The organism is uncultured Microbulbifer sp., from assembly GCF_947498635.1.
GTDB lineage: Bacteria > Pseudomonadota > Gammaproteobacteria > Pseudomonadales > Cellvibrionaceae > Microbulbifer > Microbulbifer echini.
This window is the reverse complement of the sequence record NZ_CANMKV010000023.1, coordinates 1-25314: the sequence shown is the minus strand read 5'-3', so window position 1 is coordinate 25314 and position 25314 is coordinate 1. Positions and strand designations below refer to the sequence as shown.

The 25314-nt window shown below is 54.7% G+C and carries 30 protein-coding genes and 2 tRNA genes; 19 read left to right on the top strand and 13 right to left on the bottom strand.

All coding sequences use genetic code 11. The features are described from left to right. Positions 1-26: 26 nt before the first annotated feature. Entirely contained in the window at positions 27-647 is a 621-nt protein-coding gene (locus Q1A69_RS12945) for a hypothetical protein (RefSeq protein WP_299585962.1), read from the bottom strand. A 238-nt stretch (positions 648-885) separates the two neighbouring features. Here Q1A69_RS12945 and djlA point away from each other — a divergent pair, with 238 nt between their 5' ends. The 3 genes from djlA (at position 886) to Q1A69_RS12930 (ending at position 3765) form a co-directional block, all read left to right on the top strand. Beyond that, positions 886-1668 (top strand): co-chaperone DjlA, encoded by a 783-nt coding sequence (gene djlA / locus Q1A69_RS12940; RefSeq protein WP_299585959.1) that lies wholly within the window; start codon positions 886-888, stop codon positions 1666-1668. Between the two features lie 238 nt (positions 1669-1906). Then, positions 1907-2215, top strand: coding sequence for a BolA/IbaG family iron-sulfur metabolism protein (locus tag Q1A69_RS12935; RefSeq protein ID WP_299585956.1), 309 nt, complete (start codon positions 1907-1909; stop codon positions 2213-2215). A gap of 656 nt (positions 2216-2871) precedes the next feature. Continuing rightward, positions 2872-3765 carry an OmpW family outer membrane protein gene (locus Q1A69_RS12930; protein ID WP_299585953.1) on the top strand — a complete coding sequence of 298 codons (894 nt, stop codon included), beginning with the start codon at positions 2872-2874 and terminating at the stop codon, positions 3763-3765. 108 nt (positions 3766-3873) lie between these two features. On the opposite strand, the gene Q1A69_RS12925 is transcribed toward Q1A69_RS12930, so the two are convergent. The 3 genes from Q1A69_RS12925 to recQ all read right to left on the bottom strand — a co-directional run bounded on the left by Q1A69_RS12925 (position 3874) and on the right by recQ (position 7735). Further along, on the bottom strand, positions 3874-4146 hold the full coding sequence (locus tag Q1A69_RS12925) for a hypothetical protein (protein ID WP_299585950.1): 273 nt from the start codon (positions 4144-4146) through the stop codon (positions 3874-3876). Between the two features lie 129 nt (positions 4147-4275). Beyond that, positions 4276-5787 (bottom strand): CoA-acylating methylmalonate-semialdehyde dehydrogenase, encoded by a 1512-nt coding sequence (locus Q1A69_RS12920; RefSeq protein ID WP_299585947.1) that lies wholly within the window; start codon positions 5785-5787, stop codon positions 4276-4278. A 142-nt stretch (positions 5788-5929) separates the two neighbouring features. Beyond that, positions 5930-7735, bottom strand: a complete 1806-nt coding sequence (gene recQ, locus Q1A69_RS12915) for a DNA helicase RecQ (RefSeq protein WP_299585944.1) — start codon at positions 7733-7735, stop codon at positions 5930-5932. Positions 7736-7887: 152 nt separating this feature from the next. On the opposite strand from recQ, the gene Q1A69_RS12910 reads away from it, so the two are divergent. Continuing rightward, complete coding sequence (locus Q1A69_RS12910; protein ID WP_299585941.1) at positions 7888-8319, top strand: hypothetical protein; 432 nt, start codon at positions 7888-7890, stop codon at positions 8317-8319. On the opposite strand, the gene Q1A69_RS12905 is transcribed toward Q1A69_RS12910, so the two are convergent. Next, entirely contained in the window at positions 8300-9118 is an 819-nt protein-coding gene (locus Q1A69_RS12905; protein ID WP_299585938.1) for a glutaminyl-peptide cyclotransferase, read from the bottom strand. The genes Q1A69_RS12910 and Q1A69_RS12905 overlap by 20 nt on opposite strands. Before the next feature lie 9 nt (positions 9119-9127). On the opposite strand from Q1A69_RS12905, the gene Q1A69_RS12900 reads away from it, so the two are divergent. After that, positions 9128-9766: a DUF502 domain-containing protein gene (locus tag Q1A69_RS12900; RefSeq protein WP_299585935.1), complete on the top strand. Its 639-nt coding sequence runs from the start codon at positions 9128-9130 to the stop codon at positions 9764-9766. Here Q1A69_RS12900 and mnmC read toward each other — a convergent pair. From mnmC to Q1A69_RS12880, 4 genes are all read right to left on the bottom strand, one after another. After that, positions 9752-11746: a bifunctional tRNA (5-methylaminomethyl-2-thiouridine)(34)-methyltransferase MnmD/FAD-dependent 5-carboxymethylaminomethyl-2-thiouridine(34) oxidoreductase MnmC gene (gene mnmC / locus Q1A69_RS12895; RefSeq protein ID WP_299585933.1), complete on the bottom strand. Its 1995-nt coding sequence runs from the start codon at positions 11744-11746 to the stop codon at positions 9752-9754. The two genes, Q1A69_RS12900 and mnmC, sit on opposite strands and share 15 nt — an antisense overlap. A 12-nt stretch (positions 11747-11758) precedes the next feature. After that, positions 11759-12298, bottom strand: a complete 540-nt coding sequence (fldB, locus tag Q1A69_RS12890) for a flavodoxin FldB (protein WP_299585930.1) — start codon at positions 12296-12298, stop codon at positions 11759-11761. A 14-nt stretch (positions 12299-12312) separates the two neighbouring features. Further along, a complete protein-coding gene (gene trmL / locus Q1A69_RS12885) occupies positions 12313-12786 on the bottom strand; it encodes a tRNA (uridine(34)/cytosine(34)/5-carboxymethylaminomethyluridine(34)-2'-O)-methyltransferase TrmL (RefSeq protein WP_299585928.1) in 474 nt (157 codons plus the stop codon). 99 nt (positions 12787-12885) lie between these two features. Continuing rightward, on the bottom strand, positions 12886-13416 hold the full coding sequence (locus Q1A69_RS12880; protein ID WP_299585925.1) for an ACT domain-containing protein: 531 nt from the start codon (positions 13414-13416) through the stop codon (positions 12886-12888). Between the two features lie 131 nt (positions 13417-13547). Here Q1A69_RS12880 and Q1A69_RS12875 point away from each other — a divergent pair, with 131 nt between their 5' ends. From Q1A69_RS12875 to Q1A69_RS12860, 4 genes are all read left to right on the top strand, one after another. Further along, complete coding sequence (locus Q1A69_RS12875; RefSeq protein WP_299585922.1) at positions 13548-13847, top strand: MTH1187 family thiamine-binding protein; 300 nt, start codon at positions 13548-13550, stop codon at positions 13845-13847. A 22-nt stretch (positions 13848-13869) separates the two neighbouring features. Next, on the top strand, positions 13870-14682 hold the full coding sequence (locus tag Q1A69_RS12870; RefSeq protein WP_299585919.1) for a methyltransferase: 813 nt from the start codon (positions 13870-13872) through the stop codon (positions 14680-14682). 82 nt (positions 14683-14764) lie between these two features. Then, the gene (locus Q1A69_RS12865) at positions 14765-14989 is read left to right on the top strand and encodes a YheU family protein (RefSeq protein WP_299585917.1); all 225 of its coding nucleotides are present in this window, start codon (positions 14765-14767) and stop codon (positions 14987-14989) included. Further along, positions 14982-15620, top strand: coding sequence for an alpha/beta family hydrolase (locus tag Q1A69_RS12860; protein WP_299585914.1), 639 nt, complete (start codon positions 14982-14984; stop codon positions 15618-15620). The genes Q1A69_RS12865 and Q1A69_RS12860 overlap by 8 nt, the downstream gene beginning before the upstream one ends. Here Q1A69_RS12860 and Q1A69_RS12855 read toward each other — a convergent pair. Continuing rightward, positions 15595-15882, bottom strand: a complete 288-nt coding sequence (locus Q1A69_RS12855; protein WP_299585911.1) for an antibiotic biosynthesis monooxygenase — start codon at positions 15880-15882, stop codon at positions 15595-15597. The two genes, Q1A69_RS12860 and Q1A69_RS12855, sit on opposite strands and share 26 nt — an antisense overlap. 112 nt (positions 15883-15994) lie before the next feature. Between Q1A69_RS12855 and tusA the strand changes: the two genes are divergently transcribed. Further along, the gene (gene tusA / locus Q1A69_RS12850) at positions 15995-16225 is read left to right on the top strand and encodes a sulfurtransferase TusA (protein WP_299585908.1); all 231 of its coding nucleotides are present in this window, start codon (positions 15995-15997) and stop codon (positions 16223-16225) included. Positions 16226-16319: 94 nt separating this feature from the next. On the opposite strand, the gene Q1A69_RS12845 is transcribed toward tusA, so the two are convergent. Next, the gene (locus tag Q1A69_RS12845; protein ID WP_299585905.1) at positions 16320-17006 is read right to left on the bottom strand and encodes a hypothetical protein; all 687 of its coding nucleotides are present in this window, start codon (positions 17004-17006) and stop codon (positions 16320-16322) included. Positions 17007-17299: 293 nt separating this feature from the next. Between Q1A69_RS12845 and Q1A69_RS12840 the strand changes: the two genes are divergently transcribed. From Q1A69_RS12840 to Q1A69_RS12820, 5 genes are read left to right on the top strand one after another with little or no spacing between them, the layout of a single operon-like run. Beyond that, positions 17300-17896 (top strand): elongation factor P hydroxylase, encoded by a 597-nt coding sequence (locus Q1A69_RS12840; protein WP_299585902.1) that lies wholly within the window; start codon positions 17300-17302, stop codon positions 17894-17896. Next, on the top strand, positions 17893-18786 hold the full coding sequence (locus Q1A69_RS12835) for a 5'-3' exonuclease H3TH domain-containing protein (RefSeq protein ID WP_299585900.1): 894 nt from the start codon (positions 17893-17895) through the stop codon (positions 18784-18786). Before Q1A69_RS12840 ends, Q1A69_RS12835 begins: the two co-directional genes overlap by 4 nt. Then, on the top strand, positions 18783-19943 hold the full coding sequence (locus Q1A69_RS12830) for a 4-phosphoerythronate dehydrogenase (RefSeq protein WP_299585898.1): 1161 nt from the start codon (positions 18783-18785) through the stop codon (positions 19941-19943). Before Q1A69_RS12835 ends, Q1A69_RS12830 begins: the two co-directional genes overlap by 4 nt. Further along, positions 19934-21097, top strand: coding sequence for an ATP-NAD kinase family protein (locus Q1A69_RS12825; protein ID WP_299585896.1), 1164 nt, complete (start codon positions 19934-19936; stop codon positions 21095-21097). Before Q1A69_RS12830 ends, Q1A69_RS12825 begins: the two co-directional genes overlap by 10 nt. Further along, positions 21098-22036 carry a class I SAM-dependent methyltransferase gene (locus Q1A69_RS12820; RefSeq protein ID WP_299585894.1) on the top strand — a complete coding sequence of 313 codons (939 nt, stop codon included), beginning with the start codon at positions 21098-21100 and terminating at the stop codon, positions 22034-22036. It abuts the gene before it with no gap. 34 nt (positions 22037-22070) lie between these two features. Here Q1A69_RS12820 and Q1A69_RS12815 read toward each other — a convergent pair whose 3' ends face one another. Next, positions 22071-22472 (bottom strand): hypothetical protein, encoded by a 402-nt coding sequence (locus Q1A69_RS12815; protein ID WP_299585892.1) that lies wholly within the window; start codon positions 22470-22472, stop codon positions 22071-22073. Continuing rightward, positions 22472-23686, bottom strand: a complete 1215-nt coding sequence (locus Q1A69_RS12810; protein ID WP_299585890.1) for a pyridoxal phosphate-dependent aminotransferase — start codon at positions 23684-23686, stop codon at positions 22472-22474. Before Q1A69_RS12810 ends, Q1A69_RS12815 begins: the two co-directional genes overlap by 1 nt. Before the next feature lie 126 nt (positions 23687-23812). Between Q1A69_RS12810 and msrB the strand changes: the two genes are divergently transcribed. The 4 genes from msrB (at position 23813) to Q1A69_RS12790 (ending at position 25313) form a co-directional block, all read left to right on the top strand. Then, positions 23813-24226 carry a peptide-methionine (R)-S-oxide reductase MsrB gene (msrB, locus tag Q1A69_RS12805; protein ID WP_299585888.1) on the top strand — a complete coding sequence of 138 codons (414 nt, stop codon included), beginning with the start codon at positions 23813-23815 and terminating at the stop codon, positions 24224-24226. Beyond that, complete coding sequence (locus tag Q1A69_RS12800) at positions 24223-25026, top strand: DUF1499 domain-containing protein (RefSeq protein ID WP_299585885.1); 804 nt, start codon at positions 24223-24225, stop codon at positions 25024-25026. The genes msrB and Q1A69_RS12800 overlap by 4 nt, the downstream gene beginning before the upstream one ends. A 134-nt stretch (positions 25027-25160) precedes the next feature. Continuing rightward, positions 25161-25236, top strand: a tRNA-Glu gene (locus tag Q1A69_RS12795). Between the two features lies 1 nt (position 25237). After that, positions 25238-25313 (top strand) — tRNA-Gly (locus tag Q1A69_RS12790). Position 25314 lies beyond the last annotated feature (1 nt).

Genomic DNA, 25314 nt, shown 5'->3' with positions numbered 1-25314 from the left:
GTGAGAGTCCGCCAGGATAGGAGACATTACTGTGAAGGTGGTGTTCCGGGTGGGCAAGGTGTTCCTGCGGCTATCCATCCCTGTAATGCTGTCACCAGCTTGTCATGGGGAATATTTACCGGTTCTCTGTTACCGCCGGGATTCCAGCCCCAAAGTGCCAGTGGATTTTCACTCATAAACTGCATTAGTTGCGCTGGAGAGCGGCCGCCATTGTCTTGCGGGGTGGTCAGTAATTGGCATATCTGCGCCGAGGATTTTTGGGACCAATTAAGGGCGATTGGCGCCATGGCCCAGCCTGGCGCACCTGGCGCACCGGTCACAGCATTGTTCTGATTGGAGTGGCAGTTGCTGCAGCGCATTGTTCCCAGGCCCATATTGTCTGGGCCGCGCTCTACACGGGGTACATGGGGTGAGCCCTGTTTGATCAGGGGCATTTCCATTTGGTGACAGTTCAGGCAGCGGGGGTGGAGGAGAACTTCTACGATCGTTTCCCAATCCTGATGGCCAGTAGTATCCACGTTAGAGGCCTGAGACTCTGGCGTTTGACCAGTCATATCCTGCCGGTTTTCACACCCTGTCAAAACCAGCAATATAAATGCGCTTATTGTCAGGTGGCGCAATAAGCCTGCCGCTCTTCGCAGTTTCATTTAGCCTTTCCCCACTTCCTAAGAGAATGCCCTGTACATAATTGTGGCAGATCGCTGGAGACTGCTAAGAGGACAAATGTGCCGGACAGAGATCGAGATGCCATTCCGGTGAGAAATGGTTTTGACTATCTGGTCATAATTTTCGACTGACGTTCTCTTACACGTGGTAAGATAGCTGAGTTTTAGTTGATCGATTTACCTGATATTGGAGTGCTATTTGGCACTCGGAGGAGAGAGTATGTCCTGGTTAGGGGCGGGAATAGGTGCCGGTTTCGGTTTTATGTTTGGTGGGCCCATTGGGGCGGCACTGGGTGCCTGGGTTGGAAGCTCCTTCGGGTCGGGTTTGAGGCGCCTGGGTAATGCTGCCGCGGTCTTGAATAAAGATGGGGCTCAGAAGGTATTTATCGTCACCTTATTTTCGATGCTGGCGAAGATGGCCAAGGCCGATGGGCAGGTATCCAAAGCGGAAGTCCAGCTGATAGAGGACTTTATCCAGAATAATTTACGTTTGGGCGTTGAGGATCGCAAACACGCAATCCAGATTTTTGAAAATGCTAAGACCGATAAATACAGCATCTATGACTACGCGAAACAGTACCGGATGCTGGTCCAAAATCAGGCGATGCGGGAAATGGTATATCGCCTTTTATTCGCAGTTGCCTATGCAGACGGTGAGTTGCATGCCTCTGAAGAGGCTATTCTCAGAAAAATAACCGCAGATCTGGGTTTGCATGCGTCTCTCTTTGATGCCATGCAAAATCAATTTGGGCATGCCAGGGGGACTAGTGTTTCTGATCTTCAGCAACATTATGCAGTACTTGGTTGCTCTCCAGAAACCAGCGATAAGGATTTGAAGTTGGCTTATCGCCGTAAAGCGGCAGAATACCATCCGGATAAGATGGCCTCTAAGGGGCTGCCCGAAGAGTTTATGCGTCACGCCGAAGATCAGATGAAGAGTATTACCGTTGCGTATGAAGCTATCGTTGAAGTCCGCAAAAGCCAGGCTAAAGTTGTTAGTTAATTTGGGGGTTTTACGCACCTGGCAATGTAACGGGTGAATCTCTTTCTGTTTTATTACTGCCATGTAAAACATGGGGACAGATTTGCAAAGCCGATCATCTGATTGTTTGACAGGTGGTGCCAGTCTTATTGGTTGGTGATATTGCCACCATTTCTTGTTGTGTATTAATCCCCTTAGCTTACGTATTAGATTGCTAACGCCTATTTATTTATTAATAAATACCTATTGAAGGAAATGTATGAGTCTTGCAAGCCAGATTGAAGAAAAATTAACAGCCACTTTCAGTCCTCAATTTATTGATGTTCAATGTGAAAGCCATTTACACAATGTGCCAGCTGGGTCTGAAATGCATTTTCGCGTGGTACTTGTTAGTGAAGTCTTCGCTTCAATTCGAAAAGTTCAGCGTCACCAGAAAGTTTATGCTGCCCTTGCGGATGAAATGGCTGGTCCAATCCATGCGCTCGCTCTGCATACCTATGCCCCAGATGAGTGGGATGGTGAGGCACCTGTTAGCCCTGAGTGCCAAGGTGGTAGTAAGGAAGGGTGAGTGTTAGGGTTTCCCGCGCCTTTAAGTAACACATTGGTTTATACGCGGACACACCTACAGAGCGTATTTGTGCTGAGTAGAAACAGTGTAAGCTCGTGAAATGTTGTTAGGTGCTCGTTTCTCCTCGGTTCTCGGGGTTGCCATGGCATAGGTGCCTGTGCGCCTTGCCATGGCCAGGCTAATTAAAAGGAAGAAAAGAAATAAGGCTCGCCCTACAGAATCTCAAGCATAGAAATGTGGATTGCTTATGTAAGGGGGTGTTCATACGTCTTCATGGAGGGAGAAACTCTAATTCACCGTGCTGATAATTATATGAGGAATTTCCTGCCGGTTTTTACTCCTGTTTCAGCTGCTCTTTTTTTGTTTCTGCATTTGACCTTATTTGGTGCGTATTTAATTGGAATTTAGAGCGGCACATGTTGTCGAAATTTGTGCGGCAAAAAAATAAATAAGAGTCGTTGAAAAGATTATTAAATCGTTAACAGGTTGTTAATTTTTACGTCAAAAGAGCTGGTTGGCGCCAGAATAATGCAGAATTATATTTGGGCGCCAACATTTGATTGTTTTTTCACCACCTGTGATTTCGTGCGACTAGACTGACCATTGATTGGGCTGATTGCTGTTTGATCTGCTGAATATCAATGGAGTTACCACAAATGAAGATGACGCGTATTCTGATCCCCGTTATGACGCCCCTCGCCTTAGCTGTCTCTAGTGTCGCTTCGGCAGGACCTGCTGGCTATGCCCCACCACCACCTCCAACCCAGGAGTTCAAGATTCGGATTGGCGGAGCTTACTGGTCACCAAACTCAGACAATGTAACCTTTGCTGATCGGTGGCTTCGCTTTTATGATGATGATGATGACGATTACGAGCGCTTCCGTGATTGGGGTGCCTTCCGTGCCAACCTTGATCCGGATAGTGAGTGGGGTTGGTTTATTAATGCCGAGTGGAAGCCAATGGACCACTGGGGTGTCTCCTTGAGCTATCAACAAGGTGATCGCCATACTGGTGGTGATCGCAACCCCTGGCTCTATCGTTTCTATGATGATGATTGGGATGATGACCTTTTATTTAATCATCGTCGAGGTGATTTCGCTCGCTGGAAGCCCCAAACGACGGCTGCATACCTGAACTGGTATCCACTGGATCCCAGTTGCTTGGTTCAGCCTTATATGGGCATTGGTATTAACTATACCGACTTCAGCGATGAGCGCCTCAGGAACTGGGGTTTTTGGCATCGTAATGATAATGATGACCTAGAGTTCCGCGACTGGCACGGTAGCGTAAACTTTGGCGATAGCTGGGGTTATACGTGGCAGATTGGTGTAGATTTCACCTTTGGCCACGATAGTAGCTGGCTGATTAACTTGGCTGCTATTTACTATGATGTTGATACCGATGTCGAAGTGAATACTTTCTATCGAAACTTCGATGATGATGATGATGATTTTAATCGTTTTTGGGAACACAGATTTGGAGGCGACTACGAATTTGATCCCTGGGTGTTTAATATCGGTGTAGGCTATAAGTTCGATTTCCACTGGTAATCCAACTTATCCTTTGAAAAAGGGCGCAGTGCGCCCTTTTTTATTTTTAGTAAGGCTATATATTTTTGATTTTGATGTTTTTTTAGATTGTGTGGTTGCAGTGAATTATTAATTCAACTTTCTTCCATATCTATTGCATTTGTTCTTTCTAAACTTGTCTCTGTGTTGGCGTATCTTTCTTTTCCAGCGATCCATTTCTTTTCCGGATCCGCCCTCTTTTCTTTTTTCCTGGTAGCTTTCAATCTTATCGTTCCAGCTTTGGCATTTTTTCAGTGTTGCACTTTGCGCTAGTGCTGTAGCTGTTGAAAAAACAATGAGTAGGGAAAATAAGGGCGGCGCTAATAATGTAAGTTTTATCTTGGTGTTGAATGTGCGGATCATATCTACTCCTTGAAATTTTAAAGGCTTGGTTGATTGCCAATACATCAAGGGCGGCTGGCTATTAATTTTGGTTTCTTGCAGTTTTAACTGTCGTAGGGGCGGTTTCCGCCCCATGATTGCTCAATCACGTTAGCTATTACTGGGGAAGCTGAATTGGATTCCCTCTCTTACCCCGCTTGCTGGCCAGCGCTGAGTGATGGTTTTACGCTTAGTATAAAACCGGACAGAATCGGGCCCGTAAGCATGTAGGTCTCCAAATAGTGAGCGTTTCCAGCCGCCGAAACTATGGTGCGCGACGGGAACCGGCAGCGGAACATTGATACCGACCATGCCTACTTTGATGTTGTCACTAAAGTAGCGCGCAGCTTCCCCGTCACGAGTGAACAGACAGGTACCATTGCCGTATTCATGGTTATTGATGATATCCATCGCTTCTTGCATGGTGTCGACACGCATGACACACAGTACCGGGCCAAATATTTCACAGCTGTGTATGTGCATTTCTGCAGTGACACGGTCAAACAGGCAGGCTCCCAGATAATTGCCATTTTCATAACCTGGCACCTTCAGGTTGCGGCCATCTACTACTAGTTCCGCGCCCTCCTCAATACCGGCAGTGATCAGGCCCTGGACTTTATTCAGATGGGCTTTGGTTACCAGGGGGCCCATATCGTTTTGGTTGTCCATTCCATCGCCCACTTTAAGCTGGGCGATCTGCGCCTGAAGTTTAGCGACGAGCGTGTTGGCGGTGTCATCGCCCACCGCAACGGCGACGGAAATTGCCATACAGCGCTCGCCACAAGAACCGTAGGCCGCGCCCATTAATGCGGCGACGGCGTTATCTAGATCTGCGTCTGGCATTACGATAGCGTGGTTTTTCGCCCCCCCAAAAGCCTGAACTCTTTTACCGCGGGCTGTGCCGGTGGTGTACACATACTCCGCAATCGGTGTGGAGCCGACAAAACTTGCTGCCTGAATACGCCTGTCGGTCAGGAGGGTGTCTACAGCTTCTTTATCGCCGTTAACGACATTCAATACACCGGCGGGTATGCCCGCCTCAATTCCCAGTTCGGCGATAAATAGCGCACAGGACGGGGTACGCTCAGAGGGTTTTAAGATAAAGGTGTTGCCACAGGCAATAGCCATTGGCCACATCCACAGGGGCACCATGGCGGGAAAGTTAAAGGGTGTGATACCTGCGCAGACGCCTAGAGGCTGAAATTCACTCCAGGAGTCGATTGCCGGGCCGACGTTTTTACTGTGTTCCCCCTTAAGCATTTCCGGAGCTGAGCAGACATATTCGATATTCTCAATACCGCGCTGCAGTTCACCCATCGCATCGTTTAGAACTTTACCGTGTTCCTGAGTAATCAGCTCACAGATCTTATCCGCATTCTCTTCCAGTAGGTCGCGCAGGCGGTACATGATGCGCACACGTTTGGCCGTGGGCAGATTGCGCCAGGTGGGGTAGGCGGCTTCAGCGGCTGCGATGGCCTCTTCAACAGTGGCTTTGCTGGCCAGTGCGACCCTGCCGATCACTTCGTTGGTGGAGGGGTTGGTGAGATCCTGCAGACGGGATTGTTGGGGGGAGGTATCGCTGTGCGTCAGCTTGCCGTTAATCAGGTGGCCGATAACTTTCATGGTTTCCTCTCGCTGGGGATTTATACGTTATTTTTTACCTCTTTGTGCCTTTGTAACACAGGTATCCCCAGGGAGGAAAAGTTCACGGGAAGAGGGTACATCCCAATACCACGTGAACTGACTAATAGGCAGGTTTGCTCGATCAAACGTGCTTGGGGAATTCCCTGAGCACGGCGAGGAAGGTATCGCCAAAGCGCTCCAGCTTGCTGTCTCCCACGCCGGAGACTGCAAGCAGTTCACTACGGGTTTGTGGGTGCGCTTTTACCATTCCGCGCAGAGTGGCATCGTGAAAGACGACATAGGGAGGAACGCCACGCTCTTCAGCCAGTTCTTTGCGGCAGTTGCGCAGAGCTTCCCATAGGGGCTGCTCACCGGGTTCCAGGTCTTCCATTGCTGCTGAGCTGCGTGCTTGTGCGCGAGGGGTTTTGCCGGGCAACTTGCGCAACTGCAGCTTTTCCTCCCCACGCAGTAGTGGGCGGCAGTTTTCTGTGAGCGTCAGGTTCTGAAATTCCCCTTCGACTTCCAGGTAGCCCCTTACGATCAGTTGGCGCACCACGGCTCTCCATTCTGTGCCGGTAAGCTCTTTACCTATACCGTGGGTGGAGAGTTGGTTGTGGCTGAATTTGCGTACTTTCTCATTATCTGAGCCGCGCAGTACGTCGATCACATGGCTGGCGCCAAAGCGCTGGCCGGTGCGGTAGACACAGGAGAGCAGCTTGATCGCAGCTTCGCTGCCATCCCAAGTGGCGGGGGATTCCAGGCAGGTATCGCAATTTCCGCAGGGCTGTTCCAGCGTCTCGGCAAAATAGTGCAGTAGTGCCTGGCGCCGGCACTCGGTCATTTCGCACAGGCCCAGCATGGCATTGAGGCGTGTGCGCTCTTGGCGCTTGTGCTCTTCACTGCCCTCGGAGGATGCCACCATCTGCCCAAGCTTGACTACATCTTCAAGGCCGTACAACAACAGTGCCACCGAGGGCTCGCCATCGCGGCCGGCGCGACCGGTCTCTTGATAATAGGCCTCGACACTCTTGGGAAGGTCGAGGTGAACAACAAAGCGCACATCGGGTTTGTCTATCCCCATACCAAAGGCGATGGTCGCTACAACGATGACACCCTCTTCCCTCAGAAAGCGGCGCTGGTGCTCAGCGCGAGTCTCTGCCGGTAGGCCGGCGTGGTAGGGAAGGGCTGTGAAGCCCTGTTGAGTGAGCCATTCAGCGGTATTTTCCACTTTGGCGCGGGACAGGCAGTAAACCACGCCGGCTTGATCCTCTCGTCCATTCTTCAGGAATTGGAGGATTTGGCGGCGCTGGTTGTCTTTGGGTTCGATATGGTACTGGATGTTCGGGCGGTCAAAGCTGCTGACAAAATGCCGCGCGCCCTCGAGATCGAGACGCTGGGCAATTTCCGCGCGCGTGCGTTTGTCGGCGGTGGCTGTTAAAGCGATACGCGGCACGCTGGGAAACTGTTCGTGTAAGCAGCTCAGCTGTAGGTAATCGGCACGGAAGTCATGACCCCACTGGGATACACAATGGGCTTCATCAATAGCAAATAACGATAGTTGTGTGCGCTGTAAGAGTGACAGGGTGCGCCCTTGCAGCAGGCGCTCGGGGGCGAGATAGAGAAGATCCAGCTCGCCGTGCAGCAATTGGCTCTCTATAGCCTGGACCTCGTCGTAGGGCACAGAGGAGTTCAGATAGGCGGCTCGGATACCGGCTTCCTGGAGTGCTTCCACCTGGTCTTGCATCAGGGCAATCAGTGGGGAGATCACCACGCCGCAGCCGGGCCTGGCCAGGGCCGGGATTTGGTAGCACAAGGATTTGCCACCGCCGGTAGGCATCAGCACTAAGGCATCATCGCCGCTCATTAATGTATTGATCACCGCTTCCTGGGGATCACGGAAATGGGCGTAGCCGAAGACGTGTTCGAGAATATGTTGTGGGGAGTTCATGGCGGCGGAGTATACCCCGCGTAGCGACTTTGTGCGGCGGGTTTATTGGATAGTATTGCCTTGAAATACGATGCAATGTCAGCATAAGAGTTGTGACGGAATTCACGGGTTATAATCGCACGCTATCACAGCGATCGCCTAAGGATAGGTCTATGCGCACTTTGATCGTGTTTCTTGTGTTGTGGTTGGCAGCCCTGGCCGGGCCACTTGGTTGCTCGTCCAGTACTCCGCGCAATTTTGCGCAATCGGTTGTGGCGGATACCCACCTGGGCTGGCGTCCTGCGCCGGAGAATCAGCTGGCATTTTCCCTGGCGACGGCTTCTGGCGTGGCGCGGGTGGAACTGCAGCCGCTACCGGAGGAATTTACTCTCGTGACTCTGGAGCTCTTGGGGATGCGCAATGTGGAGGGGATTCAGTGGCAGGATGAAAAGGGTGAGTCGACTTTGCTTTATGATGGGAAGGCTGGACTCAGTGGTGTAAGCCTACAAAGCCAGGGGCATGGGTTTCGCCTGCAACTGCAGCTCTCCTCCATGGATTATCTGCGCAACGGCGGTGTGCTGACGGTTATTGATCGCCGGCATTAACGGCGGGCTCGGGTTTGGGCAGCTTGTCGAAGCCCAGCCCCGCGGGGCGAATCAGATACAGCTGTTTCCAGTATTTCCCGGTTACCCAAAGCCCGTTTCGTTCTTTGTCCCAAGCTATACCATTGGCCACAGTGTCCGGATGATTTGGCATATCGGGGTTTAGTTGGCCGAGATCAATGGCGCCAATTACTTCGCCACTATGAGGGTCTATAGCGATTATGCGGCTGTCCAGCCAGATATTAGCCCAGACCCGCCCTTCGGCATATTCCAGTTCATTCAGATTGGACCAGGCCTCCCCGCCGCCGTGCACCCGGAGCCGGCGCTGCACTTCAAAAGTGTCGGGATCGCGAAAGGTTAACTCATCACTCCCATTGCTCATGATTAGGTACTTGCCATCACTGGTGAGGCCCCAACCATCGCCTTTATAGTGCTTGACCTCCAAATGCTGCAGGTCGTGGGAGCGGTAGATGTGCAGTTCGCCCGCCTTGTAAGTCAGCAGATAGAGCTTTTCCCCCAAGACCGTGAGGCCCTCGGCAAATAACTTGCGCGACAGTCTCTTGCGCCTTACGGGTTTGGCGCCGGGGTCGGTATACTCGGCGAGCCACGAGCGGCGGTAGAGACCGCTGCTTTCCCACCAGCGCTGGCCGTCAAAGTAGAGCCCTTGGGTGAAGTGGTCACCGCCGCGCTGGCGTTCCTCCAGGACGGAGAATGGGGTTGTCTGGAGTTGCGCCTCTGCCGCTATTGGCAGCAGGAAAAATGTTAGCAGCGGTATCCAGCTGCAAATTTTAAGTCGGTTCATCAATTATCTATGACCAGAGTAAAAACCTTTGTCACTTTGACCCTGTTGGGTGGTTTGGCGGTAGTGTTGCCCATTGCCATTTTTGTACTGTTGTTCCAGTGGTTGTTTGGCCAAGTCAGCGAAGTTGTCGCGCCTGCCGTCGTCTGGCTGGAAGCCCATACAGAGTTTAAGGATACGCTTGCGCGACTGGTGGTGATAGCGTTGATTCTGGGAAGCTGCTTCTTGATCGGCCTCCTCGTGAAAACCAGTATTGGCCACTGGCTACATCGGCATGTGGACCGTTGGCTTGGCCGCCTGGCTCCTGGGTACAGCACCATTAAAGACCTGGTTACGCAATTTATCGGCGGTAGTGGTGAGGGCGTACTTTCTGGGCCGGTTGCCAGAGTGCGCATCCACGGAGCCGATAACCCTCTCTCTGTGACAGCGATTGTGACCTCCCAACATGACAATGGGGAAATGACCGTTTATGTGCCTACCGCCCCGGTGCCTACTTCGGGGTTTATCTTTCACGTGCCAGAGGAGTGCGTGGAGATCCTACCGGGGGTGAGTGTGGAGGCCGCGATGAAAACAATCGTAGCCTGTGGAGCCGGAAGTGCCACCTTACTGGCCCGACCGGGGAAGTTGAGGAATGCCTCAATTGCCAACTGACGGACGATTCTTACCCAGGTCGCGGATGGCAAAGCGCGCCGGATGCAGGGCTAATGCGAGCTCGGCACTGACCGGCAGGGCCTCGCCCATTATCCAGCTGGCGAGCAGTTCGGCCGTCAAGGGCGCATAGGTAAAACCGCGGGAACCCAGCCCACCCATGGCATAAAGCCCCGGTTGGTAATCCGCTAATTCGCCGATCAGCAACTTGCGGTTTTTTCGTAGGTTGGCATAGGTACTCTGCAGGGATTCCCAGTTGGGGATTGGCCCGGCGATGGGCAGGTAGTCGGGTGTCGCGGCGCGCAGGGCGGCGCGGCCCGTGAATGCCTGGGTAGAGAATTCAGCGGCGAGGTCCGGGAGTAGGTCTGACAAGGTTTGCAGGTTTTCCCGGTGTTCACTCTCACGCAATTCAGTCGCGCTCTCCTTGAGTTTAAAAGTGGCGCCGAAACTCTGGCGCCCTTCATGGGCAGGGGTGACATACCCCTCACCACAAAGAGCTATCCGTAATTGTGAGGAGGCCTCTGTGGCGAGTGCTCTGGAAACCTGTCCACGAATAGGGCGCAGGGGCAGTACGGCCGCCGGTGCGAAGTGACGGATATCATTGGCCCCACAGAGAATGACTGTTTCAGCCTCAATGTCTTTGCCCGCAGCACGCAAATGCCACAGACCCTGCCGTCTAGCGAGCATTTCCACCTCATGGCAATGTTGCCGCGTGATATTTTCGTGTTCGAGCAGGGAAGTACAAACTTTTTGTGGCTCCAGCCAGCCAGCGCCGGGGAAATACAGACCGCTAAATGGCAGCGCTACGCCCGCCAAAGTACTCGCCTCTTCTGCACTGATTGCCTGGGCAAGATTTTGGTCGCGGTATAGGGCTAGAGCGTCGCTGATCTGCTGTTGTAGCTGTTGTTCCTTATCTGTCTGCGCCAGTTGCAGGAGGCCATTGAAATGCGCGAGTTGCGGGCAATATTGGCGATAATAGCGCTGGGCAAACATCAGGGCGTTGAGATTAAAGTCGCCATTGGGGCCCGGTTTCGGAGACAGTTTTCCGTAGAGTATGCCCTGGTCATTTCCGGAGCCGCCGCTGCCGGGGGCAGGTCCCCGCTCAAATAGTTGTACTCGCACGCCGCGTTCCGCTAGCGCTCTAGCGATGGTGGCGCCGGAGATCCCGCCACCAATAATGGTGACGGATTCTGGCCGCTGCGGTGCGGTAGCGGGTAGGTGCCAAGGCGTGGTTTTGAAATCGTTGTGGTGAAGTGCTTCCAGGGTGCCACACAGCATTTCCCGTTTGCTGCCGAAGCCCGGCACCTTGTGCAGGGCAAAACCCGCATCGCGCAGCCCGCGTTTGACCAGCCCGGCACAGGTGAAGGTGGAAAAGGTTGCGTCGGGCCGGCTCAAACTGGCCATGTTTCCGAACAGCTTCGGTGTCCACATATCTGGATTTTTAGCTGGGGCAAAACCGTCCAGGAACCAGGCGTCGACTAAACGGTCCCGGCACTCCTGTTGCAAGCGCAGGCTTTGCAGCGCCTCGCTCGCTTCACCAATAATCAGAGTCAGGCTTACAGGGCCAAACTGCAGGCGGTGTACACCCTCGGCCAGCAGTGGTGGGTAGCCATCAATGAATGTCTGGGAAAAGGCCTCCAGCTGCGGCCACAACGCCAGGGCTCTGCGTAAATCCTGGGGATGCAGGGGGGATTTTTCCACCGTAATAAAATGTAGGCGGGCGCTTTTGGGGGCGGTCTCTTGCCAGAGTTCCCAGGCGGCGAGAAAGTTGAGCCCGGTGCCAAAACCGGTTTCGCCAATAGTGAAGGTGGCGTGCTCATTTAGGTTTGCCCAGCGTTCCGCCAGGGCATTTTGCTGCAAAAAAACGTAGCGTGTCTCTTCCAGGCCGGAGGCACTGGAGAAATAGATATCGTCATAGGCACGGGATAGTGGCTGGCCATCTTCTCGCCACTGGATATCGGCCTGTTTGCCGGGCTTGCTCAAAACGATACTTCCCTAGATCTTGTCTCGCAGGCCAAACTCGCCCATCACTTGGGCGCACCAGCGCTCGATGCGTTCCTCGCTGAGGTCAAATTCATTTTCTTCATCGAGAGCAAGCCCTACGAACTGACTGCCATCGTCTGTGAGTCCTTTGGATTCTTCAAATTCATAGCCCTCCGCCGGCCAGTAACCGACGACTCGAGCGCCACAGGCAAGTAGTTGGGCATGCAGATAACCCAAAGCATCCTGGAACCACTGGGGGTAGCCCTCCTGGTCGCCGAGGCCGAACAAAGCGGCCTTTTTGCCATCTAAGTTAAGCCCCGCCAGGTCGTCCCAGATATTTTCCCAGTCTTCCTGCAGTTCACCGTAGTCCCAGGTGGGAATGCCAAACAATAGGAAATCGTAGTCCTCGGCCAGGGCAATATCTGCTTCACCCACATTGTGTAGGTCGATCCACTGAGGCCCAATACACTGGCGAATTTTTTCCGCAGCCATTTCTGTGTAACAGGTACTGGAGCCGTAAAAGAGGCCTATCGGGGCTTGGGAGCTTTGCATAAATATTGAAATTCTTACTGCTGATCGATGGCGCCGAGGAAGTCCAGCTGTCGCCAGGCTTCATAGATCACGATGGCGGCGGAGTTGGACAGATTGATACTGCGGCTTTCGGCGCGCATGGGAATGCGCAGGGTGTTATCGGGGCCAACGGCCTGTAAGAACTCCGCCGGCAGACCGCGGGTTTCGGGGCCAAACACAATGGCATCACCATCTCGATACTGGATGCCGGTATGGCTGCGCTTGCCCTTGGTAGAAAGGGCGAGTACCCGCTTCGGCTTTTCGCTATCGAGGAATCCCTGCCAATCGGGGTGGCGGACCACGCGGCTGTATTCGCTGTAGTCGAGCCCGGCGCGACGCAGTCGCTTGTCATCCATATCGAAGCCCAGGGGTTCGATCAGGTGCAGCTCGGCCCCGGTGTTGGCGCAGAGGCGAATTATATTGCCGGTATTGGGAGCAATTTCCGGTTGGTATAGAACGATTTTGAACATTGCTTGGCGGACGCCCCGATGGGTACTTTCTGGCTAGCTAACGTGATAGAAGCCGGGCATGGAGCGCCCGGTCTTGTATGGCTGCGGATTATTCCACAATTAGAGGGGAGTGGCGATCTCCTCGCAGTCGATCTCTACTCCCAACTCATTGGCGATCTGATCGAGTTCATCGCGCAGACCGTCGAGATCCATATCCTCGTCCACACTGATGGTGCACTCGGCCCTAAAGAGCGGCTCGCCGCTCCAGGGAGTGCTGCCGTAGGTGGTTTCCAGCTGCTCCATATTGATATGGTGGGCGGTGAGTGTGCGGGCAATTTCGCGCACAATGCCCGCACGATCATTACCGACCAGTTTCAGCGTGAGAGTCTGCTGGGGTGCGGCGGTGATCGCAATGGCATCCTCAATGACCAAGTTGTAGCCAGCTTCCGAGAGGGTGCCGAGGGCGTTTTTCAAGTTTTGGGCTTTGTCTCCGTGGACCGCGACGCGCAAAATGCCGGCAAATTTACCGGCGAAGTGCGCCATGTGACTGTCCTCCCAGTTGCCACCGTTATCAGCAATGACTGTAGAAAGCTTTTCAACTACACCGGGCTTATCGTCACAGATCATGGAGATAACAAGGTGCTGTTGCATATTGTGTTCCTTTACTTCAATAGAGACGAGTAATTGTCATTGTAATAGGATCTCGTCGGATAACTCTATCGTCCAACCTCAAAGCTATTATTTTTAACCCCGGTAACAGGTAACTTAGCGAGGGACTGCCAATGAAGGTGATTGCCGACTTATGTGTGATTCCCATGGGTGTGGGGGTGTCAGTTAGCCAGTATATTGCGGAATGTGAAAAGGTACTGGCTGAGGCCGGGCTTACTCACCATCTGCATGCTTACGGCACCAACATCGAGGGGGACTGGGATGCCGTGATGGCAGCCGTAAAGCGCTGCCACGAGCGGGTTCATGCTATGGGTGCCGATCGCATCACTACCAGTCTGAAATTGGGAACTCGTATTGACCGGGATCAGTCTTTACAGGATAAGATCGACAGCGTGCGATCGAAGCTGGATTAACGATAACAACACAGGAACGATTATGACGATGAATATCAAGAAATCCCTACTGGTATTGGCCGGCACACTGGCCCTGGCTGGAGGGGCTCAGGCCGCCGACCTGAACTCCGCGATCAAGGGGGATCATCGCAGCAAGGAATTTGCCGCTCGCGATCAGTACCGGAACCCAGCGGAAACCCTGGAGTTTCTCGGGATTGAGCCGGATATGACCGTGGTGGAAATCACTCCAGGAGGTGGTTGGTACACCGAAATCCTCGGGCCTTACCTGGGCGAGAAGGGCAAGCTCTACGCGGCGCACTTCCCCGAGGACAGCGAATCTTCCTATTACCAGCGCTCCCTGAAGAACTTTAAAGATAAGCTGGCAGCCAATAAGAAAGCCTATCAAAATGTTGAGGTGACTGAGTTCTCCCCGCAAACCGGTCGTGAAATCGCCCCTGCAGGCAGTGCCGATGCGGTGGTGACTTTTCGCAATGTGCATAACTGGATGTACCGCGGATACGAAGACAAGGCCTTCGCCAGCTTCTTTGCCGCGTTAAAACCCGGCGGCGTTTTGGGTGTGGTAGAGCACCGCGCCAAGGTGGGCACCAGCAAAGAGGATATGGTCGAAAGCGGTTATGTAACCCAGGACTATGTGATTGAAGTGGCTAAAAAGGCCGGCTTTGTGCTGGAGGAAGCCAGTGAAGTTAACGCCAACCCGAAAGATACTGCCAAGCACCCGAAAGGCGTTTGGACCCTTCCACCCGTCTTGCGCCTGGGCGATGAAGGCAAAGAAAAGTATCTGGCTATTGGCGAGAGCGATCGTATGACACTGCGCTTCCGCAAACCCAAGTCCTGAGTTCTAATCCCCATCCCTCATAGTGTTTAACACCCCGGGAGCGGCCTTGGTCGCTCCCGTTTCAGCCGAATTTGAAAGTTGTATGATTGTTCCCTTTGAACAGCTGGACGCCAGCACCCTGCAGAGCCTACTGGAAGAATACGCTACCCGCGAGGGCACCGAGTACGGCGAGCGCGATGTTGATTTGCCTGAAAAAGTAGCGAGCCTGCGCAGGCAGCTGCAGTCCGGCGATGTGGTCATTTGGTTTGAACCCGGTGAGGAGAGTGTCAACCTGGTACTGGCCCAGGATCTGCCCACCGATGTCTGAAAATATCATCGATACCCCGGAGGTGCCTTTTGCGCGTTTCCTTTTCGCCCACGGTGCAGGTGCGCCCATGGACAGTGCCTTTATGCAGGCGTTTGCCCAGGCGCTCTGTGCTAAAGGCATCGAAGTGGTGCGCTTTGAGTTTCCTTATATGGCCCAGCGCCGCACCGGCGGTAGCAAGCGCCCCCCCAACACCATGCCCCAGCTGCAGGCGTGCTTCCTAGAGCAGATCGGTTGCTTTACGGGTGACCTTCCCCTGTTTATTGGTGGCAAATCCCTGGGAGGGCGAGTGGCTAGCCTACTCGCTGTTGAGCGCTTTGCTGAGGGTGTGATTGCCGGGCTTATTTGCCTGGGGTACCCCTTTCACCCCCAGGGTAAGCCGGACAAGCTGCGCACTGAGCACCTTCGGGGTATCGACTGCCCAGCGCTCATTGTCCAAGGGGAAAGAGACCCTTTGGGTAACCGTGACGAAGTGGCCACCTATGCATTGGCGGGCACGATTGAGGTTGAATGGTTGGGGGATGGTGACCATGACTTCAAGCCCCGTCGCGCCAGTGGTTTTACTCAGATCCAGCACTGGCAGTCTGCGGTCGATACATCGGTATCGTTCATGCGGCGGTTTCAAGAATCGTGATGCGCTCCTCTTGCACGAGCAGGGGGCTCAACTGGGCCATCTGGGCGCGGCGCTCCTCGCTGGTGTACCAGTGTTGCCAATGCAGTTCAGATTGCCATTTGGATAGGGTAAAGCGGCGCAGTGGGTTACCTCTCTCGATATAGGTTTGGCCCTCGATAAAGCCAACGGTGCGGTAGGCGCAGGTGAGTACTCTGCGCGCCGCCTCTTCGTAGCTGCTCTGCATCTCGGCGGCAATTTCCCGCTCAATCAATACATAGATCATCACATACCCAAAAACGCTAGGGCCTTAGTGGATTCTAGCGCGCTTGTCGCCGGTAGAGGCCGCGGTCAGTTTCCGGGTGACGAAACCTGCTTAATTGCGCACAATAAAACCTATGAAGTTTGATCACACTCTCGATGCCCGCGGCCTGCTGTGCCCGGAACCCGTAATGATGCTGCACTCCGCGGTGCGAAATGTCGCCGATGGGGAGGTGTTGAAAATGATGGCTACCGATCCCTCGACCCAGCGGGATGTGCCCAAGTTCTGCCAGTTTCTCGGCTACGAACTGGTCCACCATACAGAGGAGCAGGACGAGTTTTTGTACTGGATTAAGAAAGCTGGATAACGGGTCAAAGGTACGACCCCGGCCCCGCTGAGCGGGGTCGGGGCGCTGTGCTCGCAAAAAAGTCCCAATATCCGACTGTTCAGACCCGCAAGTTTTATGGTGCCGTTACCAGAGCGGCGATGGCGGCCAGTGCTTCAGGGTCCTCGGATTTGATCTTGTTGGCGATATGGTGTTGGAAGAAATAGCGGAAGCCCTCGCTCTCCTGTGCCGGGTATAGGCAGTGATCCCCCGGCAACACCGGGGTGGTTTCGACCACATCGTGGTCGATCAGCATGCTGTGAATAACGCCATCAGTGTGCAGTCTCCAGCTGATGACCTCCATCAGCGTCAGGTTCTCCCGATCCTCGTCCATAAACACCGCGTGGGTGCCGATGGTATCGGGGATCTCCTGCAGTACTTCCTCGGCTTTGCTGCTTTCAAACTCAAAGTATTCCGCCGCAGTCTCCAGCTCGACGACTTTGTGAATGGGGGGGTGGTGGAAGACTTCCTCAATGCCTGGGTCGTAGTAGCCTTCGAAGCGTCCGTCTAAAGGGTCCCTGATATCTGGACAGGCGACTATCGCGTTTAACCACGGAACGAGGCCTACAATCTCGCCATTCGCTCTGAGTCCCCAGCAGAGCACTTTTAGGCTGTATAGGTCTGTTCCACTTGAATTGTTGGAGTAGAGCATTTCCAAGCCGTCGAGCTCCGGCGAAAGGCGGATAAAGCGCCTGTCTGCTGAAGTTTCGATCGGCTCGCCGGTGAAGAGGTCAACCACATTGTTGATGCTGTGGTCTGTCATGGAACACCTCCTGGCAGGGCCGGTTGTTTACCGTCTCCGATCAGATAAAGGTGCGACTGGCAATGCCCTATCTCTGAAGGAAGACCGGGGCAGGAGGGTATTTGACTGCTTTAGACCTCTCCTCGGGGAATACGCTGAAAGGGCGGGTGCTCAGCGGCTTCCCTGTGAGTAAAGGTATATGTTGATTTGCGGAAAGGCAACTGGCGTGGTAAGTGCTCCTTGAGGCGTCGTGGCTTTGATCGCGGCGCCCCCGTTGTTATAGTCCCCGCCTTTGCGGTACCCCGGAGAATATCTTGCCTGTTCCCAGCCCAGAAATGGCTCCAGTTTCTAACGACTCCCCTGAAGTCAGATCTTTAGCGGAGCGTATTACAGGGGTCTTTAATCGCTGTTTTGCGGATCCGAGAGGGCTTAATACCCGACTGCGTGGTGGGTTTTCCGAGCCTTACTATCGGCCTGCGGGGGAAGTGCTGGACTACCATCAAGTGGAATTTACCCACGATTATGCCGCCAGTGCTCTGCATGAGGCCGCTCATTGGTGTGTGGCCGGAGAAGCGCGTCGTCAGCTGCCGGACTATGGCTACTGGTATGCGCCGGATGGGCGCAGCGCCGAGCAGCAGGCCGAGTTTGAGCTGGTCGAGGTAAAGCCTCAGGCGTTGGAGTGGATTTTCGCGCGAGCCTGTGGCTTGCGCTTCCGTGTCAGTGCGGACAATTTGCAGAGTGATCTCGGCCCCAGCGATCGTTTCATGGAGGCGATCTGGCAGCAGGTCTTGGTTTATTGTGCCGAGGGTCCCAGTGCACGCGCGCGTACTTTTGCCATGGCTCTGGCTTTGGAGTTTGAGCAGTCAGACCCCCTGTATGGCTGCGCTTACCAGTTGGCGGAGCTATCGTGAGCAGTTACCTGATTGATTCGTCTGTATATATCTTTCGCTACTACTTTGCTCTGCCACCCAATTGGCACAGTCGCAGCGGCTATAGCACCGAGGCGGTTTATGGCTTTACCAATTTCCTGTTGGACCTCCTGGCGAGGAAACCGCGCCATATCGCCTGCGCCTTTGACGAATCCCTGGGTAGCTGCTTTCGCAATACGCTTTACCCGGACTATAAATGCAGTCGCGCTCTGCCCGATGAAGCCTTGGCCTTTCAGTTGGTGGCCTGCCGGGAAATGGCGGAGGTGCTGGGCATCGCCAGTTTTTCCAGTGCGTGTTATGAGGCCGATGATCTGCTCGCCACTCTCACGCGCAAGTTGCGCAATCACGCCCCGGTTATTGTGAGTCGCGATAAAGACCTGGGGCAGTTAATGGCGCGAGGCGCTTCCTCTCTGTGGGACTTTGCCGCAGATCGGCATATGGACAGTACAGCCCTGGAGCAGAAGTTCGGTGTGAGACCGGCGCAGATGGCCGATTACTTAGCTTTGGTGGGGGATACCAGTGACGATATACCCGGTGTCCCAGGCGTGGGCTCCAAGACCGCCGCAGCCCTGCTGGCGGTCTTTGATGATATCGAAGCGCTGCTGGAGCAATCTGAGCGTGTTGCGTCTCTGCCAATCCGGGGGGCAAAAGGAATAGCGCAGCGACTGGTTGAGCATGCCGATCAATTGCGTCTGGCCAAGCGCCTGACAAGCCTTGTGGAGAATATCCCCCTGGGTGTCAAAGTGGCGGATCTGTATCCGCAGCCGGTGGACCTGCACCTGGCCAAGGCCTTGGCGGAGGAGTTTGGAATCGGCGGTCTGGCGGGAAAAATGGAGCGCACATTGAAGCGTGCCGAAGGAGAATTTATATGAGTGAGAGTCACATCCAGGGCGCGGGCCTCAAGATTGTTGCCGATGAAAATATACCGGCACTGGCGCAGTACTTTGGTGACCTGGGCACCCTGGAACGTTATCCGGGACGCACCCTGACCCGCGAACAGTTGGTCGATGCGGATATTTTGCTGGTGCGTTCAGTGACCCGGGTGAATCAGAGTTTACTGGAGGGGACGTCGGTACGCTTTGTGGGCAGTTGTACCATCGGTACCGATCACCTTGATACCGACTGGATGGAGCGCAATGGCATCTACTGGAGCGCTGCTCCCGGTTGCAATGCCAATTCGGTCGTGGAGTATGTGTTTTGTGCATTGGCCGCCCTGGGAGTGGACTGGCGTGGGCGTAGTTTTGGTATCGTCGGTTGCGGCAATGTGGGGGGGTTATTACAGAAGCGCCTACACACATTGGGTGCCTCCTGCGCTGTCTATGATCCCTGGTTGCCGGAAAACCCGGATTTTTCGCCGCTGGAACACGTGCTGGGCCAGGATATTGTGTGCCTGCACGCGCCGCTGGTTAAGGGTGGGCGCTTTCCCAGCTTACATATGATCGGTGCCGACCAGTTGGCGCAGATTCGCGATAATGCCGTTTTAATCAGTGCTGGGCGGGGGGCGGTGGTTGACAATCGCGTACTGCTACAGCAACTGCGACAGGGGCGGCGCTTCAAAACGGTATTGGATGTCTGGGAGGGCGAACCGGATATCAATCTTGAGTTGCTACAGCGTGTCGATTTGGGCACTCCGCATATCGCCGGCTACAGCCTGGATGGCAAGCTCGCGGGCACCCGCATGATCCGCGAGGCACTGTCTAGCGCCCTCGACTTGGCACAGCCAGAGAGTGCCAGTGCACCTTATGACGAGTCGGCCAAAACCCGGATTGTCGCGGGGACAGTGGGGGCGCAGGTTGACGGGGGAGTCGAGCCTGTGGCTGATCTGCTGCTGCAGATGTACGACCCCCGCAGTGATGATTATCGTCTGCGTGCCGTGGTGGAGGGGGCTGAGCCCATGGCCAAAGCCTTCGATCGCCTGCGCCGAGAATATCCCGAGCGATTGGAATTTTCCCATTATGTTGGCTCTGCCCAAAACCTGGATGACCACAATAGAGAACAATTGGCAGTACTGGGGTTGATGTGCGATTAGAGCAGCCAGTTAAAAAGCTCGGGTTGATTATTAATCCCTGGGCTGGTGTTGGCGGCCCGGCGGGGCTGAAAGGCAGCGATGGGGCTGAGACAGTGGCGCGGGCCCTGGCCGCGGGTATACAACCGCAATCCCAGCAGCGTGCCGCCACGGCCCTGGAAGCCCTCGGCCCATTTCGACAGCAGGTGGAACTTCTGTGTTTTGCTGGCGACATGGGTGCGGATATTGCTCGCGAGCTGGGGTTTGCCGTGTATGAGGTGGGAGCTGCTGAAACCACCCCATCAAAATCCGCAGATACCGAGAGAGCCGCAGCGGCGATTCGCGATGCTGGTGCCGACCTGATCGTGTTTATCGGTGGTGATGGCACTGCGCGCAATATTACCAATGCATTGGGGGATAACTTCCCTGTGCTGGGCATTCCCGCTGGCGTCAAAATGCACTCTGCCTGTTTTGCTATTTCCCCCAAAGCGGGTGGAGAAGTGTTGCGTAAATTGCTCGCGGGTGAGCTGGTAGATGTGTGCGAGCGCGAGGTGCGGGATATCGACGAGAGTAGTTTTCGCCAGGGGCGGGTGAGTACCTGTCATTATGGTGAGCTGCTTGTGCCTCAGGAGGGGCATTTCCTTCAGGCGGTAAAAAATGCCGGGCGCGAGGTCGAGGCGCTAGCGGTAGCGGATATTGCCGCCGATATTGTTGAGGCGTTGGAGCCGGGCATCTTGTATATCGTTGGTCCCGGTTCTACCACTCTGGCGGTTTTAAATGAGTTGGGTTGTGAGGGCACTTTGCTGGGAGTGGACCTGCTGTGTGATGGCATCCTAATTCAGACCGATGTGAGTGCCCCGCAGATTGAGGCGGCGATTGCTGCACACAACAGCGGACTGAAAACAGGTGCGGTAAAAATTATTCTCACCGCCATCGGCGGTCAGGGCCATTTAATCGGCCGTGGCAACCAGCAGTTTTCACCCCGAGTTTTGCGGGAGGTGGGCCGCGAAAATCTGCTGGTTGTTGCCACCAAAACCAAGATAAGCGAACTCGGAGGGCGCCCCCTGTTGGTGGATAGCGGTGACCCCGAGCTAGATCGACAGTGGAGTGGTTTTATCCGGGTGGTTACAGGCTACCGGGATGCAATCCTCTACCCCTTGAGTAATGGAGAAATCTGAGTGTCTACCGATTGGCAGCGGCTCCTGGAGCAGGTTGAGTCCAAATTAGTATCGGGTGGCGGTGACAGCCGCCGTCTGTTCCACGGTCGCGGCCGTTGTTTTGAGGGACTGGAGCAGGTTTGTATCGACAGCTTTTTCCCCGCACTGCTGGTGACTTTTTTTGAGGAGTACGCCGGTGAGGGGGAGCTGTGCGAGCAACTTTGGCAAATGGCGGAGTCTCACGGTTATCAGGGTGTGGCCGCACAGCGTCGCTATCAGCCCGGTGCACCGCTGCAATGGCAGTGTGGTGAGCCGGTAACAGCGCCGGTGGCGCTACGAGATACATTGAAATTCCCACTGACCTTTGATCGGCAGAATGTGGGTTTTTTCCTGGATATCGAGCCCGGCCGCGCCTGGATTGAAGAACAGGTGCGCAGCCGTGCAGGGCGGCCGTCGGTGAAAATGCTGAACCTGTTCGCCTTCACCTGCGCTTTTTCCACTGTGGCCCGCGCCGCCGGCGATATCGAGATCGTCAATGTGGATGTGAATCGGGGTGTATTAAATCGCGGCCGTGAAAATCACGAGGTGAACGGATTATCTCTGCGGGGTATTCAATTCCTGCAGTTTGATGCGCTGCGTCAGTTCAAGCGCTTTGATCGCAGAGGGCCTTTTGAACTTGCCGTGGTGGATCCGCCCACGCGCCAGAAGGGTCGTTTCGATGTGAGTCATAACTATGAAAAATTATTGCAACAGTTGCCCGCCTGTCTTGCCGATGAAGCGGACCTGCTGATGGTGATCAATTCGCCGCGACACAATGAGGTACATTTTCGCGAGTTGATACTCGGCGCCGATAGTGGCTATGAAGTGGTGGCACGATTGGCGCAAAACCCGGATTTCCCGGATCGGGACCCGGATGCCGCATTAAAAATGTTGCACGTTAAATACCGCCGCCAGAAATAGCGACCACGCCCGAACATCCGCGGCTTGCCACGTTTTAAAGATTGGCAAATTCGCGCATCAGGCGCTCCACCAGCGCCTGTAATTTTGCCGAAGAACCGCCGCGCACCGCACTATTGAGTAGCTGAGCGTTGCTCTGTCCGGATTCCTCCTCGGAATGAATCATCAGAAGAAACCCCCGGTGACTGAGCACGGCTTCCTCCGCAGCCTCTTGCCGCACCAGCTGGGAAAAGTGGATATAGCCGCTCTGTTTTAACCAGCTTATGGCGCCCAGGCAGGCCAAATGCCGCGGCGCGTGCAGGCCAAATTCGTCCGGTGTATCGGGCCCGGAGATATCCTCTACGTAAATGGTGGAGGGCATAGGAAACTGCCCAAACAACGCCAAGAGAATTCTGCCGGTGTCGCGGTAGAAATCGTGAATATGTAGATCGTCCAACATCAGCGGGAATACTGCTCCAAAAAGTAGCCGAGCCGTTCAATGGCGTGGGAGAGGTCATCGACGCGGGGTAGAAAAACAATGCGCAGGTGGTCGGGCGCATCCCAGTGGAAAGCGCTGCCCTGCACCAACAGAATTTTTTCCTGGCGCAGGAATTCCAGTACCAGCCGTTCGTCGCTTTCGATTTTGTGATGGTTCAGGTGCAATTTGGGGAACAGGTAGATGGCGCCGCTGGGTTTGACGCAACTGACGCCGGGAATATCGTTGAGCATGCGGTGGGCAAGGTCTCTCTGTTGGCGCAGACGTCCACCGGGCAGCACCAGGTCGTTGATGCTCTGGTAGCCGCCCAGCGCGGTCTGTACGGCAAACATCGCCGGCACATTGCCACACAGCCGCATCGAGGAGAGCATATCCATACCCTCAATAAAGCCCTGTGCGCGCTCCTTGGTGCCACTCACGATCATCCAACCCGAGCGAAAGCCGGCCAGGCGGTAAGATTTCGATAGTCCGTTAAAGCTCAGGCAGAGTACGTCCGGGGCCAGTTTGGCCATGGGGGTGAACTCTGCGTCATCGTAGAGAATTTTGCTATAGATTTCGTCGGCAAAAATCACCAGGTTGTGGCTGCGCGCCACCTCTACAATGTCTTCCAGTAGGGCCTTTGGGTAAATAGCCCCGGTGGGGTTGTTCGGGTTGATTACCACGATACCGCGGGTGCGGGAGGTGATCTTTGCTTTGATATCCTCGATATCCGGCAGCCAGTCAGACTCCTCGTCGCAGCGGTACAGCACTGGGTTGGCGCCGGCGAGGTTGGTGGCTGCCATCCACAGGGGGTAGTTGGGCATGGGCAGCAGCAGCTCATCGCCATTATTGAGCAGCGCCTGGGTGGCCATCGAAATCAATTCGGAGACGCCGTTGCCAAGGTAGATGTCGTCAATTTCAACCCCCTGGATACCCAGGGTCTGGCACTCTTGCATAATGGCTTTGCGTGCGGCGAAGAGGCCCTTGGACTCCACATAACCTTGTGCCTGGGAGAGGTTGTGGATGACGTCCTGGATAATCTCGTCCGGGGCGTTAAAGCCGAAGGGGGCGGGGTTGCCGATGTTCAGCTTGAGAATGCGGTGGCCTTCCTCCTCCATGCGTTGGGCCTGTTCCATGACCGGACCGCGAATCTCGTAGCAGACGCCGTGCAGTTTTTCAGATTTTTGGATGTCCTTCATGGTGGTGCGGCAGCCCTGTAAATGGGCAGGAGCGGCCTGGGCCGCGAGCGAGCTGCGCGATAGGCGGGGCGTTTACTGGCGGCGACTGCCGCTCCTGCGGGAACGATAAAAACGGAACGAGAGAGTATGTCAAAACCGAAAGACGATAACTACTGGCGCGAACAGCTAACAGATGAGGAGTTTGAGGTCTGTCGCAAGGGAGGGACAGAGCCGCCGTTTAGTGGCGAATATTGGGATGTTTTTGACGATGGAGTGTATCGCTGCCGTTGCTGCGGTGAGGTTTTGTTTGATTCCAGTGCTAAATTTCAGAGTCATTGTGGCTGGCCCAGCTTCGATGCGGAGTTTGCTAGGGGGATAGTGCGGGAACAGGCGGATAGCAGTTTTGGTATGCAGCGGGTTGAAATTCGCTGTAGCCAGTGTGATAGCCATTTGGGGCATGTATTTGAGGATGGGCCCACTGAGACGGGCCTGCGCTATTGCGTGAATTCCCTATCCGTGACGCTGGACTATGAAGATTCTGCAGAAGGGGAGGGTGAGTGAGCAAAATACACTGGAGTCGCTGGCTGTTGAGGATGCAGTGGGGGTTGCTTGCGCTCATTGTGTTCGCCGGCCTGGCGCTGAGGCTTGAGTTGCTGCGTTTCAGTGTGGTGTTCAAGGTGTTTACCTATGCGGGGATGGCGGCACTCGCCATCGCGCTGGTAAGTCTATTTGTGTTTGTCTGGGGTATGCGAAAGCACAGTGCGCAGACGCGTAGCAATGCCCTCTGGGCGACACTGCTGGGTCTGCTGCCGCTGGCTGTGCCCCTGATTACCGTGGGTAAGGACAATTTCAGTGTGCCGAGAATCCACGATATCACTACCGATACCCGTAACCCTCCGCGCTACCAGGCGGTGTTGGCTTTGCGCAAGCCCGGAGATAACAGCGCCGAGTATGGTGGGGAATCGGTGGCGCGATTACAGCGTGGAGCTGATGTCTATGCCGATATCAACCCCTTGCATGTGCACCTGCCGATTGAGCGAGCCACTCAGTTGGCCGCTCAGGTGGCCAGGGAGCTGGGTTGGAGGATTGTGTCCTACGAGCCTGAGAAGGGCCATATTGAAGCAACCGACCGCACACTGCTGCTGGGTTTCACCGATGATATCGTGGTGCGGGTGCGAGCGGATGAGGATGGCGGTTCGAGGGTAGATGTGCGATCCAGTTCCCGTGAGGGAGTGAGTGATTTGGGCGCCAACGCCAAGCGCATACGTGAATTTCTTGAGGTGCTGCATGAAGATGCCAGAATTCAGGGCGGTGGGGCCACCAGTCGCCCAAATTCTCCCACCCGAATTCCATCAGGTTAGGTAAGTGCCTGACAATAAAAGAAAAAAAATGCAGTTCGGGTGTTGACAGTATCCCGAACGGTACATAGAATGCGCCCCACTTCTGACGCAGAGCTACACTTTAAGGCGGAGCGAAACGACAGAGGTGATTCTGGGTCCCCATCGTCTAGAGGCCTAGGACACCGCCCTTTCACGGCGGTAACAGGGGTTCGACTCCCCTTGGGGATGCCACGCGGGAATAGCTCAGTTGGTAGAGCGCAACCTTGCCAAGGTTGAGGTCGCCGGTTCGAACCCGGTTTCCCGCTCCAA